The sequence below is a fragment of the Longimicrobium sp. genome, from assembly GCF_036399935.1.
In the GTDB taxonomy this organism is placed as follows: domain Bacteria; phylum Gemmatimonadota; class Gemmatimonadetes; order Longimicrobiales; family Longimicrobiaceae; genus Longimicrobium.
This window is the reverse complement of the sequence record NZ_DASWMD010000021.1, coordinates 327,739-341,497: the sequence shown is the minus strand read 5'-3', so window position 1 is coordinate 341,497 and position 13,759 is coordinate 327,739. Positions and strand designations below refer to the sequence as shown.

At 69.3% G+C, this 13,759-nt stretch carries 17 protein-coding genes; 16 read left to right on the top strand and 1 reads right to left on the bottom strand.

Annotated elements, in window-relative coordinates; translation table 11 throughout:
• Nucleotides 1–18: 18 nt before the first annotated feature.
• Nucleotides 19–696 (top strand): hypothetical protein, encoded by a 678-nt coding sequence (locus VGB24_RS08300; protein ID WP_331072476.1) that lies wholly within the window; start codon nucleotides 19–21, stop codon nucleotides 694–696.
• Nucleotides 697–771: 75 nt separating this feature from the next.
• On the opposite strand, the gene VGB24_RS08295 is transcribed toward VGB24_RS08300, so the two are convergent.
• Nucleotides 772–1,764 (bottom strand): hypothetical protein, encoded by a 993-nt coding sequence (locus VGB24_RS08295; protein WP_331072475.1) that lies wholly within the window; start codon nucleotides 1,762–1,764, stop codon nucleotides 772–774.
• Between the two features lie 296 nt (nucleotides 1,765–2,060).
• Here VGB24_RS08295 and VGB24_RS08290 point away from each other — a divergent pair, with 296 nt between their 5' ends.
• The 15 genes from VGB24_RS08290 (at nucleotide 2,061) to VGB24_RS08220 (ending at nucleotide 13,710) form a co-directional block, all read left to right on the top strand.
• A complete protein-coding gene (locus VGB24_RS08290; protein ID WP_331072474.1) occupies nucleotides 2,061–2,621 on the top strand; it encodes an alpha-ketoglutarate-dependent dioxygenase AlkB in 561 nt (186 codons plus the stop codon).
• 15 nt (nucleotides 2,622–2,636) lie between these two features.
• Nucleotides 2,637–3,107, top strand: a complete 471-nt coding sequence (locus tag VGB24_RS08285) for a hypothetical protein (RefSeq protein ID WP_331072473.1) — start codon at nucleotides 2,637–2,639, stop codon at nucleotides 3,105–3,107.
• Complete coding sequence (locus VGB24_RS08280) at nucleotides 3,104–3,484, top strand: VOC family protein (RefSeq protein WP_331072472.1); 381 nt, start codon at nucleotides 3,104–3,106, stop codon at nucleotides 3,482–3,484. The genes VGB24_RS08285 and VGB24_RS08280 overlap by 4 nt, the downstream gene beginning before the upstream one ends.
• Nucleotides 3,485–3,532: 48 nt before the next feature.
• Entirely contained in the window at nucleotides 3,533–4,414 is an 882-nt protein-coding gene (locus VGB24_RS08275; protein WP_331072471.1) for a hypothetical protein, read from the top strand.
• A gap of 298 nt (nucleotides 4,415–4,712) precedes the next feature.
• On the top strand, nucleotides 4,713–5,825 hold the full coding sequence (locus tag VGB24_RS08270) for a serine hydrolase domain-containing protein (RefSeq protein ID WP_331072470.1): 1,113 nt from the start codon (nucleotides 4,713–4,715) through the stop codon (nucleotides 5,823–5,825).
• 105 nt (nucleotides 5,826–5,930) lie between these two features.
• The gene (locus VGB24_RS08265; RefSeq protein WP_331072469.1) at nucleotides 5,931–6,638 is read left to right on the top strand and encodes a hypothetical protein; all 708 of its coding nucleotides are present in this window, start codon (nucleotides 5,931–5,933) and stop codon (nucleotides 6,636–6,638) included.
• Nucleotides 6,639–6,709: 71 nt separating this feature from the next.
• Nucleotides 6,710–7,180, top strand: coding sequence for a heme-binding protein (locus VGB24_RS08260; RefSeq protein WP_331072468.1), 471 nt, complete (start codon nucleotides 6,710–6,712; stop codon nucleotides 7,178–7,180).
• 51 nt (nucleotides 7,181–7,231) lie between these two features.
• The gene (locus VGB24_RS08255; protein ID WP_331072467.1) at nucleotides 7,232–7,726 is read left to right on the top strand and encodes a DUF6886 family protein; all 495 of its coding nucleotides are present in this window, start codon (nucleotides 7,232–7,234) and stop codon (nucleotides 7,724–7,726) included.
• 122 nt (nucleotides 7,727–7,848) lie between these two features.
• Complete coding sequence (locus VGB24_RS08250) at nucleotides 7,849–8,217, top strand: YciI family protein (protein ID WP_331072466.1); 369 nt, start codon at nucleotides 7,849–7,851, stop codon at nucleotides 8,215–8,217.
• Nucleotides 8,218–8,269: 52 nt separating this feature from the next.
• Nucleotides 8,270–8,773, top strand: a complete 504-nt coding sequence (locus VGB24_RS08245; RefSeq protein ID WP_331072465.1) for a VOC family protein — start codon at nucleotides 8,270–8,272, stop codon at nucleotides 8,771–8,773.
• 413 nt (nucleotides 8,774–9,186) lie between these two features.
• Nucleotides 9,187–9,876, top strand: coding sequence for a hypothetical protein (locus VGB24_RS08240; RefSeq protein WP_331072464.1), 690 nt, complete (start codon nucleotides 9,187–9,189; stop codon nucleotides 9,874–9,876).
• A gap of 179 nt (nucleotides 9,877–10,055) precedes the next feature.
• Nucleotides 10,056–10,439 (top strand): GntR family transcriptional regulator, encoded by a 384-nt coding sequence (locus VGB24_RS08235; RefSeq protein WP_331072463.1) that lies wholly within the window; start codon nucleotides 10,056–10,058, stop codon nucleotides 10,437–10,439.
• A gap of 4 nt (nucleotides 10,440–10,443) precedes the next feature.
• Nucleotides 10,444–11,319, top strand: a complete 876-nt coding sequence (locus VGB24_RS08230) for an ABC transporter ATP-binding protein (protein ID WP_331072462.1) — start codon at nucleotides 10,444–10,446, stop codon at nucleotides 11,317–11,319.
• Nucleotides 11,316–12,239, top strand: coding sequence for a hypothetical protein (locus tag VGB24_RS08225; RefSeq protein ID WP_331072461.1), 924 nt, complete (start codon nucleotides 11,316–11,318; stop codon nucleotides 12,237–12,239). The genes VGB24_RS08230 and VGB24_RS08225 overlap by 4 nt, the downstream gene beginning before the upstream one ends.
• 229 nt (nucleotides 12,240–12,468) lie before the next feature.
• The gene (locus VGB24_RS08220; RefSeq protein WP_331072460.1) at nucleotides 12,469–13,710 is read left to right on the top strand and encodes a vanadium-dependent haloperoxidase; all 1,242 of its coding nucleotides are present in this window, start codon (nucleotides 12,469–12,471) and stop codon (nucleotides 13,708–13,710) included.
• Nucleotides 13,711–13,759 lie beyond the last annotated feature (49 nt).

Here is a 13,759-nt window from a genome sequence, read left to right as displayed (position 1 = left end):
CGACCCTTGGACGCGGTTATGATCGAGATCGGCTTCCCGATCCAGCCGGACTTCTACTTCGGCCCGGAGAACGATTTTACTGTGCGACAGTGGGACACCCTGTGCGAGCCGTTGTACGTGCCCGTGATCGACCACTACGCCCCGCCGCCCGGCCGGGGTGAAGTCCAGTTCGTGCTCACCCGATCCCTCGAAAATTCCATCGGCGAACTGGTCCGGTACTACGCGGACGTGCTAAGGCTGATGGAAAAGCACCGGAAGAAGGTCATCAAGCACCGGTACTTCTTCGAACTGGTCCCGATCATTTTTGCGCCCGGGGACAAGTTCGAGCTGCGATACTTCACGAGCGAGCACTGGGAAACGGCCACCCTGCTGCTTCACAACCTGGAGCAGCAGCGGGACGGCACGCTCGACGACGCTCGCGACCAGGGGCATGATGTGGAGGTAGTCGGCTGGGGCGACAGGCTGTTCATCCGGGTCACGGACCCGGATGCGGACCCCGTGATCGAGCACGCCTGCGTTTCCTGCGACCGCGCGAGCCTCGTCCGGCAGATCGGCCCGCTGCGCGAGCGGACCCGGCGTATTCGCGCGGACCTACGGCGCGCGTTCGAGGTGGACTACTGGTCGCTGGAGTGGCTGCACCGGGCGTGGAAGATCCCGCATCGGGACTGGATGCGCGAGGTGGATACGTTTCTCTAGGAGTGCCGGCCGGATGGGAAAGGCCGGGGCGTCGCCGCCCCGGCCTTTCCGATCGATCCCTGCCTTCGTCCGGCCTTACGGCTCTACGATGGACAGGTTCAGCCCCGCCTCGCGCGCCATTTCGATGGACCGCGCGACGGTGTTGCCCAGCACGAACCCGTGCTCCACCTTGGTCTTGATGCCGTTGAACTCCACCTCGCCCGTGCCGACCCCCAGGTGCGTGAGCACGCCGATGGCGCGCGTGCCCGAGAAGCTCAGGCCGTTGCTCTCGCAGCCAATGATGCCGGAGCCGGAGTCGCCGGGCGCCGCCACGAAGTCACCGTACCACGAATTCCCGTCCGATCCGCCGCCCACGCCCACGCGGGCCTTGGTGACGAACGTTTCACCCGTGACGGTGCCGTTGCCGTAGTGGCAGGCGGGCTCGCCGAAGGCCATCATCTCCACGCCGCTGAAGTCGCCCCAGATGGGCATGGAGGGGCGGATCAGGTGGTGCGCCGAGGCGGGAATCTCCACCACGCCGAAGTCGTTGCCCACGTCCGCGGTGCCGGTGGGGTCGGTCTGGCGCGCGTAGGCCACGCGGCCCAGCGTCACCACGGTGCCCACGAGCGTCATCGCGTCGAAGTTGCCCTCGCAGTTCTGCACGCACACGTCAACCGACACGCCCGTCGCGTCGAAGTCGGCGCCCGGGCCGTGCGTGGCCTTGTTGGCGGCCGAGACGAAGCAGTGGCCCGCGGCACCCAGGAACAGCCTGTTGCCGTCGCGCCAGATGAAGTTGGCGGTGCAGCCGTACGTGCCGTCGTTGGGAATGGTCACCAGGATCGGCGAGCCGGGCCCGATCCCCGCCGGGCCGGCGGGGATCAGCAGGTTGGGCGGCTTGCGGATGGTCTTGTTCACCCACTTGGTGACGTCGATCTTGGGCTTCTTGATTTCGATGTCGCCATCGGTGTCCGTCAGCGAGATGAGGTTGCCCGGTCCCGCCTCCGGCGCCATGATCTCCGGCGACGTGTCGACGCAGGCGGCGAGGGTGGCGGCAAGGCCGAGGGCGGCAAGGCTGGACAGCAAACGCATGGGCTCCTCCGAGGTGGCGTAGATTTGGGCAGACACTGCTGCGCGGAACCTGCCGCGCCCGCCCCGACAAAGGGCATCGGGCGTGCCTCCTTTCCCGCCGCCGTTCGGGATGCCTCGTGGCGGGAGGGATGGCGACAGCGAACCTTCTCTCCCGCAAGCACTTGCGAGGCTGCAGCGTGGTGAAGTAACTGAGTAGCGCTCAGTTGGCGTACGTGGAGGCGGCGGCGCTGCTTGCACCATTCTAGTGAAGGTGCGATATCGGTTCGCACGCTTTGCGGGCATTCACTTGAGGCACGATGAAGAACGCCAGCCAACCGGCGCCCCCCGAAGGATTCCGCTACCAGGCGAACGTCCTGCCGCCCGACGAGGAGCAGGCCCTGGTCGAGCGCATCCAGGAACTGCCGCTGAAGGAGTTCGAGTTCCACGGCTACGTGGGCAAACGCCGAGTGGTCTCGTACGGCTGGCACTACGATTTCGGCGAACGCAAGCTGCACAAGGTCGATGACATTCCCGACTTCCTCGTTCCGCTGCGCGACCGTGCGGCCGCGTTCGCGGACGTCGCGCCGGAGGAGCTCTCTCACGCGCTCGTCACCGAGTATGGCGCCGGCGCGGCGATCGGCTGGCACCGCGACAAGGGCGTCTTCGGGGATGTAATCGGCGTTTCGCTGCTTTCCTCGTGCGCCTTCCGGCTCCGGCGAAAGGCGGGATCGAAGTGGGAGCGCTACTCGCTGACGGCGGAGCCCCGGTCGGCGTACCTGCTGCGCGGCCCCTCGCGCACGGAGTGGGAGCACAGCATTCCCGCCGTGGATGCGCTCCGCTACTCTGTCACCTTCCGAACGCTGCTGTCGGACCGTTGACCTCCACTCTCCGGGATGATGCTTCTCCGATTGCTACCTCTCCTCGTCGTCCTCCTCGCCGGGTGCTTCGAGCAGCCGTATCGCGAGTACGCGAGCGGCGCCGAGGCGATCGCCGCAGGCGAGTTGCAGCGCGGATGGTGGCCGGCGTGGATGTCGGCCTCCGCCCGGAACGTGCACCTGCAGGGCGACCTTGATTCGAACGAGTGGTGGCTGCGTGCGGATCTGTCTCCGGCGAGCGCGGATTCCCTCCGAGCCCTACTCACGCAGGTGGACGCCGGTTCCGTTCGCGTGCAGCGCCCTTGGAGAGGGGGCGGCTGGTGGTTCGAGGCGTTGATCCAGCAGGCGCCTTCGAACGACAACGCCTTGAATGCGCGCCTGTTTCGCGGTACCGGGGCGCCTGTGCCCTACACGACCGTCGTGGCGTTCGACAACGGCTCGGAGACGGTGTTCGTGTGGACCCATGGAACGCGATTGTACGGCCCATGAACCTCAATCAGGTCACGCTCCCGGCGGTGGACCTCGCGGCGTCTGTCGCGTTCTATCGCACGCTCGGCTTCCGGCTGATCGTCGACACGCCGCACTACGCCCGCTTCGAGTGCCCGGACGGCGGCGCCACGTTCTCGCTGCACGGGGTGGATGCCGTGCCGGCGGAGTCGGGCGTGCTCGTGTACTTCGAGCACGAGGCGCTGGACGACCTCGTCGCGGACCTCAAGAACCAGGGCGTGGTGTTCACGCAGGAGCCCACGGACCAGCGCTGGCTGTGGCGCGAGGCGCGGCTTCGGGATCCCGCGGGTAACGCGCTGTGCCTGTACTGGGCCGGGGAGAACCGCCGCAACCCGCCGTGGAGAGTCGCGAACCCGTAGCGTCCGCGCCGCCAGCATCTCCCAATCCGCTCCACGCCACCCGTCCTGATGACCCAAGAGACGCAGCCGCGCCCGCTGTCACTGGTGTACCTCGCCGCGCCCGTCCCGGCACTCGTCCTCGGCGTGCTCACCATGCGGCTGTCGGACGTGCCGCCGAGCCTGTGGGGGCAGAACGTCGCCGCGTGGGCGATTGGCACGGTGCTGTGCGTGGTCCTTGCGCGGCCCCGTACCTCCGCCGCGCGGCCGAGGTGGGCGGAGGTGGAGGCGGTGCTCACGCTGGCGGCGTTGGCCGCGACCCTGCTTGTGCCGGGCGTGGACGGGGTACATCGGTGGCTGCCGCTCGGCCCGGTGCGCCTTCACGCTGCCGCGGTTCTCCTTCCCGTGCTGATCGTCGCGCTGGACGGCCTCTCGCAGGCGAGGGGATGGTGGGCTTCCGCCCTCGTCGCGTCCGCCGCCATGCTGGCGCTGTTCCTTCAGCCGGACGCCGCGCAGGCGACCGCGTTCGGCGCGGCGGCGGTGCTCCTGCTGGCCGCGAAGGCCGAGGGACGCGCGGCGCGGCTCGCCTGCGTCGGCATCGTCGCCGCGCTCGCCGCCCTCACCTGGACGCGGCGCGACCCGCTGGCGCCGGTGCCGTACGTGGAGGAGATCGTGGGATTGGCCGCGAGCCTCGGCACCGTCTGGGCGATGGCGGCGGCGGTCTCGCTGCTCCTGCTGCCTCTGCCGTTCCTCGTCGGTGGACGGGGCGCCGCGCGACACGTGGGCATCGCGCTCGGCGCATACGTGGCGATCACCGCCGCCGCTCCTTTCTTCGGCAGCTTTCCCGTTCCGGTGCTGGGATACGGCATGTCGCCCATCATCGGATACCTGGCGGGCCTCGGCCTCTTCCTGGGGCAGCGGGCACCGGACCCGAGGTCTCCCAGAAGCGGGTGAACCCGCCGGCTGGAAGAGCGGAAAGCCCCGACTCGGGCCGCTGACGTGTCCCGCTCGGGGCTTCACCTGCACGCGCTCCCACACCTGCCGAAGCGCACACGAATTCTCCCCCTCTCCCGCTTGCGCCCCGCTTGCGGGAGAGGGGGCCGGGGGGAGGGCAGCGGGGGAATGCGCCGGCGCCGATCGAAACGCCCCTCCATCCGCCAGCCGCGCTGAAACCAATCGCCTCCCGCGCCCGTCGAATGCGCATCGGCGGGGCGTCGACGGCCCCGCTTTCACATCCGCTCGGGGCTCCCCCATGATCGCATATCGCCGCAGCCTGCTCGTCCTGGCGTTCACCCTCGGGGCCTGTGCCCCGCATCGCCCGGCCCCCGTCGCACCCGCGCCCGACCCATCCGTCGCGCAGATCGCCGCGCTGGACGAGAAGGCGCCGCTCTGGCTGGCCGAGCACCACGTGCCCAGCATCGCCGTTGCGTACATCCGTGACGGACGCGTGCAGTGGACGAAGGTGTACGGCGAGCAGTCCGAGGGCGTGCCGGCCACCGCGCAGACGCTGTACAACGTGGCGTCGCTGGCCAAGCCCGTCTTCGCCGAGACGATGCTGCGGCTTGCGGCGGAGGGCCGCCTGTCGCTGGACGAGCCGCTCGCCGGCCATTGGATCGACCCGGACGTCGCGGCAGACCCGCGCCACCAGAAGCTGACGCCGCGGATTGCGCTCAGCCATCGCACCGGGTTCACCAACTGGCGCTACCAGACGGGCGGAAAGCTGGTGTTTGGGGGCGAGCCGGGCGCCACGTTCGGCTATTCCGGCGAGGGCTACGAGTACACCAGGCGCTTCGCCCAGAACAAGCTGGGGACGCCCTGGGAGGCGCTGGCCAGCCGGTACGTGTTCCAGCCGTTTGGCATGACGAGCACGTCGAACACGCGGCGCGACTGGTTCGCGGGTCGCATCGCCGTGCCGTACGGGCGCGAGGGGCGCTACGGCGAGCCCACCATCCAGGATTCCGCACTGGCTTCCGACGACCTGTACACGACGGTGGGCGACTACGCCGCCTTCGTGGTGGGCGTGATGAACCGCGACGGGCTTCCGGCCGCGTACGCCGCCCAACGCGACTCGGCCCACGTGGCGAACGAGGCCGCGGCCGCGCGCTGCGACCGCGCCCGCGTTACGCATTGCGCCCGCGTGGGCATGGGGCTGGGTTGGGAGATCCTGGAGTATCCGGGCGAATCCGTACGGCTTCACACCGGCGGCGACTGGGGAGAAAGCACCCTGGCGTTCTACATCGCCGAGCGCCGCGAAGGCGCCGTGATGCTCACCAACGGCGCGGCGGGAATGATGGTGATGCTGCGCGCCGTCAACCTGCTGTTCCCGGACACCTGGCTGGCGGACGAGGTCCGCAGCTATTACTGACGGCGTGCACGCGGCGGGCGCAAACACTTGCGCCCGCCCCCCTCCGGGGCTGAGCTTGAAGTCGCCCGCCCTCGCAGCGCCCACCTGCCGCACCCGGTTGCACCGATGCACCTGCGTATCCCCATCCTGCTCGCCGCGCTGGCCCTGCTTTCCGGGTGCACGCTGTCCACGGTTCGCTCCGCCGAGGTGTACCCCGGCCTTTCGCTGAGCGCCCAGGGGTCGGCCATGTCACCTCCGGGCGAGGATGCGTACTGGTTTTGGGCGTACGACTGCTACGGCTGCAACGGGTGGGTTCCCGGGCTGTACGCGGAGATGACGCTGGGAAAGGTGAGCGCAGACGGTGCCCGCGGCCGCGAGTTCAGCGCCGGGTTCGATGCCTTCTCGCCGTTCGTCGGCGCGTACACGCAGCTCGCGAAGAGCGAACGGTCGGCCTACGGGATCGGCGGGCGGCTGGGGCTTCCGCTGGTTTCGTGGAGCACGTCGCAGGTGTACGGCCGCTACGACCGCATCCTCCGCCCGGGGCAGCGCCTGCTGCTGAACCCCGCCGTGCTGCTGCACTGGGGCAACTCTCCCAACGGAGAGAATCGTGGGCACTTCGTGGGGGTGGTGCAGGGCGTGGGGATAGAGGAGGAAGGCGACCGCGCGTCGTTCATCCCGGCTGTCTCCGTGGGGCTGCTGTCGGGAAAGCGCGCCATCGACGGATTGCCCGAGAACTCGTTCACCACCGCGTTCGCCACGGCCTCCATCACCGTCGTCCTCCATCGCAAGCGTGCGCCCGCGGCTCCGGTTCCGGTCCAGCCGGCCGAACCATGAGGGGGCTGCCCCGGTTGATCAGCTCACGCCCGGCTTCCCGCCACATCCATCGCCTTTTCCGCTCCGGTGCCATGATCAAGGCCACGTTCGCATCCCTCGTCCTGCTCGCGCTGTTCGTCTCCTCGCCCGCGCGTGCGCAGCTGCTGCAGACGCAGACCCTCACCCTGCAGGCCGCCAGGACCATGGCGGCGGCGGCCGAGGCGGAGGCGCGCGAGAACAACTGGAACGTAGCCATCGCCATCGTCGATGCCGCGGGTGAGCTCATCCTCTTCCACCGGCTGGACCAGACGCAGCCCGCCAGCCTGGACATCGCCGTCGGAAAGGCGCGCACCGCGGCGCGGTTCCGGCGCCCGACCAAGGTGCTGGAAGACGCGGTCGCCGGCGGGCGCACCGTGCTGCTGGCGCTGGACGGCGTCCCGCTGGAAGGCGGGCTGCCGATCGTCGTGGACGGCCGCGTGATCGGCGCGGTAGGCGTCAGCGGCGTCACCTCGCAGCAGGATGCGCAGGTGGCGCAGGCGGCCATCGACGCCCTGGTGCGGTAGGTGCCGCGGCGCTGAGTAGTGGCGACCGAGCCAGGTCACGCCGCCGATGGCATGCTGTTTCACGTAAGCGAGGGCGAGATCGGCCGGTTCGAGCCGCGTCCCACCGCGTCCGCCGACGCGCCGGTGGTGTGGGCCGTCGACGGTCGCCGCCTGCACAACTACCTGCTGCCGCGCGACTGCCCGCGTGTGACCTTCTACGCCGGCCCGGGGACGATCGCCGAGGATGCCGAACGGTTCCTGGGCACGAGCCCGGCCGTCGTTGCGGTCGAGAGCGCCTGGCTGGAGCGCATCCGGGCGTGCGTGCTGTACTGCCATCACCTGCCGTCCCGCACCTTCGAGTGCCTGGATGAGAGCGCGGGCTATTTCGTCGGCCGCGACGCAGTGGTGCCCGAGCGGGTGGAGGTGATCGACGACGTCATCACGGAACTGCTCGCGCGCGGCGTGGAGCTGCGCTTTCTGCCCAGCCTCTGGCACCTGCACGATGCCGTCGCCGCGTCCAGCCTGCGGTTTTCGATGATCCGGATGCGAATCGCCGCGCCGCGCTGAAGTCACTCTACCGGGCCGTGTCGATTTCGCATCGCCTCGTTCGACGTACAGGTAGAGCGGGGATTCCACCGGCGGCCGCACAGGCCACCCCCGCTCTCCACCTGACACTGATGGAGACACCGATGCGATTCATGAACCTCGTAAAGAGCGCCGAGAACGCCGGCCCCATGCCCCAGTCGTTCATGGATGCCATGGCCGCGGCGAGCGAACAGTCCCGCCAGGCCGGCAAGCTGCTCGACACCGGCGGCCTGGCCTCGACCGCGCGCAGCACGCGGGTACGCGTCTCGGGTGGAGAGCTGAGCGTGCTCGACGGCCCCTTCGCCGAGGGCAAGGAAGTGGTGGGCGGCTACGGCATCGTCGAGGCGGCGTCCCGGGAAGAGGCCGTGGAAGGCGCCGTCTGGCTGATGAACATGCACCGCGAGCACTGGCCCGGCTGGGAAGGCGAGGTGGAGGTCCGCCAGATCATGGGACCGGAAGATTTCGCCGGGTAAGCCCGGCGTCCGCCCCGCATCCGCAACCATCGACTCCATCGAGAGGAACGCCATGGCCATCTCCCCACGCATCCGCCCGTGCCTCTGGTTCGCCGACCAGGCGGAGCAGGCCGCCGAGTTCTACACGGGCATCTTCCCCAATTCGCGCATCGTCAGTATCACCCGCTTTCCCGCCGCCGGCGTGGAGATCCACGGACGCCCGGCGGGCTCGGTGATGACCGTGGTGTTCGAGCTGGACGGGCATCAGTTCACCGCGCTGAACGGCGGCCCCGTGTTCACGTTCAACGAGGCCGTGTCGCTGGAGGTGCGCTGCGGCACGCAGGAAGAGGTAGACCACTACTGGGAGCGGCTTGGGGAGGGCGGTGATCCCGCGGCGCAGCAGTGCGGCTGGCTCAAGGACCGCTACGGCCTCTCCTGGCAGATCGTGCCGGTGGGGATGGAGAAGATGATGGCCGACCCGGAGTCGGCGCCCGCGGAGCGCGCGATGACTGCCATGCTGGGGATGAAGAAGCTGGACCTGGGCGAACTCAAGCGCGCCCACGCCGGCATCGCCTGAGCTCCCGCCGGAACTGCATTTCACGCAGAGGACGCAGAGGATGGGAGAGAGGACGCAGAGAAAAGAAGGTTTTTCTCTGCGTCCTCTCCGTTCCCTCTGCGGCCTCTGCGTGAAACGGTGTTAGCGAGGCATGGCGACGATCGAGCGCCCGTCGTCTTATCAGACGGCCACGTGCTTCGCCTGGGAGCCGACGCGGATCCCGACAAGCCGCTGGGGGAATGGCTGGACGAAGCCGGCGTGTCCTGGACGCCACAGCCCGACGGCAGCTGGCAGCGGGCGGAATGACGTGAGGGCGGGAGATCCGCCCTCACTCTTGCACGTCGGCGGTGATATAGTTAGATATATCACCATATCTCTGTAAAACCCGAGCACGGGAGAACGACCATGAGCACAGTGCACGGAGGAGCGTAGCCATGCAGCCGATGCTGGTGGTACACATCGCGGCCGGCAGCGTGGCGCTCCTCGCCGGCTACACCGCGCTCGCCGCGGCCAAGGGAGCGAGCGTGCATCGCAAGAGCGGGGTGGTGTTCGTCGGCGCGATGACGGTGATGGGAGTCACGGGGGCGGCGATCGCGGCGATGGCCGGCGTGGAAACCACGGTCACCGGCGGAGTGCTCTCGGCGTACCTGGTGATCACCGCGTTGACGACGGTGCGGCCCTCCACTCCCGCCATCCGGCGGCTGGAGTTCGGAGCGATGCTGGTGGCGCTGGCCGGGGGCTTGGCCACCCTGGGGATGTGCATCGACTCCGTGTCGCGCGGCGAGTTCGCTCGGGACGGCATCCCGGTTCCCATGATCTTCCTTTTCGCTGCCGTCGCGCTCCTGTCGGCGGGCGGCGACGTCCGGATGATCCGCGCGGGCGGCATCCGTGGCCCGTCGCGGCTGGTCCGGCACCTGTGGCGCATGTGCTTCGCGCTGTGGATCGCGGCGGGTTCGTTCTTCCTGGGCCAGGCAGACGAATTTCCCGCGCAGCTCCGCAACTTTGCGCTGCTCTCCGTTCCGGTGCTCGTGCCGCTGGTGGCGATGGTCTACTGGCGCTGGCGCATCCGCGGCGGAAAGCCGGTGCGGGGAAGGGCGCGCACCCCCGCTCCGGCGGTCGCTTGAGCCATGCTGGACGGACGCCCGCGGACCTTGCGGTCGGCGTGCCGTTCCGGGTAGTTATAGCACCATAGCGCCGGGCGTCGATTCGAGCGGATTCCGGCGTGCGGAGTCAATTCGCGGGCCGGGTGGGCGGGGGGCGATTTCGTTCGCCCCCCTTCATTGCAGGGTGATCCGGGAACCTGATGGCGGAACGCGAGTGGAACGACAGCCAGCCGATCTACCGCCAGCTTCGCGACATGGTTGCCGCGATGATCCTGGACGGCGTGCTGAACGAGGGCGATCCGCTGCCTTCCGTTCGACAGGTGGCGGCCGAGTACCGCGTCAACCACCTGACGGTGCTCAAGGGCTACCAGCAGCTGGTGGACGAGCGGCTGGTGGAGACCAAGCGGGGCCGCGGCATGTTCATCAATCCCGGCGCGCGCGACCTGCTGCTGCAGGGCGAGCGCGAGAAGTTCCTCACCGAGCAGTGGCCCCGCATCCAGGAAACCATCCAGCGGCTGGGTCTTACGCCGGAGGACCTGCTCGCCGCCGGCGCATCCGCGCCCGGTCCCGCTAAGGAGCGCTGAAGCCATGGCATGCATCCAAGCCCGCGGCCTGCGCAAGTCGTTCGGCAGCACGGTGGCGCTCGACGGTCTGGACCTGACGGTGGAGGAGGGCCGCATCGTGGGGCTGATCGGTCCCAACGGGGCGGGGAAGACCACCGCGCTCAACGCCATCCTGGGCCTCACTCGCTACGAGGGCGAGCTGAACGTGCTGGGCCACGACCCGTGGAGCCAGCGCGACCGGCTGGCGCGCGACGTCTCGTTCATCGCCGACGTGGCGGTGCTGCCGCGCTGGCTGCGGGTTTCGCAGGCGCTGGACTACGTCGCCGGCGTGCATCCCCGCTTCGACCGCGGCAAGGCCGAGGGGTTCCTGGGGAATACGGAGATCCGGCGCACGAGCAAGGTCGGCGAGCTGTCGAAGGGGATGGTGGCGCAGCTGCACCTGGCGCTGGTGATGGCCATCGACGCCAGGCTGCTGGTGCTCGACGAGCCGACGCTGGGGTTGGACATCCTTTATCGCAAGAAGTTCTACGACTCGCTGCTGAACGACTTCTTCGACCGCACGCGCACCATCGTGGTGACCACGCACCAGGTGGAAGAGATCCAGGACGTGCTGACGGACCTGGTGTTCATCGACCGCGGGCGCCTCGTCCTGGAGTGCAGCATGGAGGAGTTCGAGCAGCGCTACGTGGAGGTGATGGTTCGCCCCGGGCAGCTGGACGGGGCTCGCGCGCTGGGGCCCATCCACGAGCGCCACCTGTTCGGCCGCAGCATCCTGCTCTTCGACCACGCGGAGCACGATCAGGTGGCGGCGCTCGGTGAGCTGCGGACGCCCAGCATCGCGGACGTGTTCGTCGCCGTGATGGGCAGCCGTCCGGGCCAGGAACGCGGAGCGGGCCGATGAACGCCGCACCGCACGCCGTCATCGACGCCCCGGCCGAAGCCGCCCCGGCCCCGGCCCGGACGCGCCCGTTCTACTGGTCGGTGCGGCGCGAGCTGTGGGAGAACCGCTCCATCTACCTGGCACCGCTGGGCGTCGCCACGTTCGCGGTCGCGGGGCTGGTGATTCACGCCATCACCATGCCCAGCCACATGCCGGGCATGCTGGCGGTGGACGACGCGGCGACGGAATCGGCCTCCATCACCTACCGCGTCGCGGCGCTGCTGATGCTGGCGACCACCTTCGTGATCGCGGCGTTCTACTGCCTGGAGGCGCTGGCGGGCGAGCGCCGGGACCGTGGCATCCTCTTCTGGAAGTCGCTCCCCGTATCGGACCTCACGACGGTGCTGGCCAAGGCCGTCGTTCCGCTGGTGATCCTGCCGCTGCTGGCCTTTGCCGCCATCGTAGCCATGCACGTCGTGCTGCTGCTGCTGAGCGCAATCGCCCTGGCGATGCACGGCCGCGGCGTCGGCGTGCTCTGGAGCGAGCTGCGGCTGTTCACCATGTGGGCGTCGCTGCTGTACTCCCTCGTGTGCATCGTGCTGTGGCATGCACCCATCTACGGTTTTCTGCTGCTGGTGTCGGGCTGGGCCCGGCGCACGGCCGTCCTCTGGGCGGTGCTGCCGCTGCTGGCGCTCGGCGTGCTGGAGAAGCTGACGTTCGACAGCATGAACGTCGCCGCATTCGTCCAGTACCGGCTGCTGGGCTGGCACGTCCACGCCTTCGACCCGCGGGGGCCCGCCATCACCGTTCCGTTTCACCCCTCCACCCCGCTCACGCCGGGACGGCTCCTGGGCACGCCAGACCTGTGGATCGGGCTGGTGCTGGCGGGGGTGTTCATCGCCGCGGCCGTCCGCATGCGCCGGCACCGCGAGCCGATCTGATCCCGACCCTCCCTCCGCTCCCCGCCCCGCCTCTCGTTCTGCCGTAGCGCCTCCGTCCGTCCCCGCACGAAAAAATCCGGATCCGCGACGAGAGGCTTGCGCGATCTATGGTGTTATACTAGAGTATATCACCATAGCGCAGGTCGACCGTTCACCGGCGCATTCAAGTCCGCTCCAGCCGAACGGCGCGGACCGTTTCACCCGACCAGCACACACGGGAGAAGACATCATGCGGATAGCAACTCTGGGGATGGCCGCCGCGGCGGCGCTGATCTTTGCGCAGCCGGCGGCGGCAGACACCGTCTGCGACTGGTGGGAGTTCGCCACCCGCATCACCAACGCGCAGTCCGCCGCCGGGCGCACGCCGGAGACGGAGCGGACGATGTCGCGCGTGTCGCTCGCCATGTTCGAGGCGCTGAACGCCATCGACCGGCGCTACGAGAGCTACCTGGGCTTCCCGGTGGGCGATCCGTCCGCCTCGCAGGACGCAGCCGCGGCCACGGCCGCGTATCGCGTGCTGCTCTTTCAGCTCCCCGCGCAGAAGACGACGCTGGACGACACCTACGCGCTGACGATGGCGTCCATCCCCGACGAGCGCGCGCGCGAGGCGGGGCGGCTGATCGGCGAGCAGGCGGCGGCGGCGGCGCAGGCGGCGGGGGGAATCGACTCCACGGTCGCCCAGGTGCCCTACCGCCCGCGCACCACGCCGGGCGAGTGGATCGGGGCGGCGCTCCCCGTTCTGCAGCCGTACTGGGCGGCCTTCCGCCCGTGGGCGGCGCCGAGCGCGGAGGCGCTGCGTCCGCCGCCGCCCCCCGCGCTGAACAGCGAGCGGTGGGCGCGCGACTACGAAGAGGTGCGGCGCCTGGGCGGGCGCACGAGCACCGAGCGCACGCCGCTGCAGACGCTGATCGCGCGCTACCGCGAGATGCCGGACCTGACGCCGTCGCTGCGGATGATCGCGGACGGGCCCGGGCGCAGGCCGGTGCAGAACGCGCGCATGTTCGCGCTGCTGCAGATGGCGACCGACGACGCCACGCAGGGGATGGCCGTGGCCAAGATGCACTACAACTTCTGGCGCCCCATCACCGCCATCCGCAACGGCGCGGAAGACGGCAACGACGCCACGGCGCCGGACGTTGGCTGGGTGCCGCTGCTGGTGACGCCCAACTTTGCCGAGTATCCGTGCGGCCACTGCACCTACGCCGCGGCGGTCGCCGAGGTGATGAAGGCCGAGGTGGGGCCGCGGCCGGCGACGGGCGTGCGGGTCAGCTCGCAGTCCCTTCCCAACGCCGTCATCCAGGTGCTGCCCACGTGGGACGAGTGGGTGCAGCAGGTGTCGGATTCGCGCATCTACGGCGGCGTGCACTACCGCTTCAGCAACGAGGCGGGGGAGATGGCAGGCAGCCGCGCCGCGCGCATGGTGCTGGAGAAAGTGATGAAGCCGCTCCCCGCGCGAAATACGCGGCGCTGAGCGTACCCCGCCACAGAACAGCATTTCACGCAGAGGACGCAGAGGATGG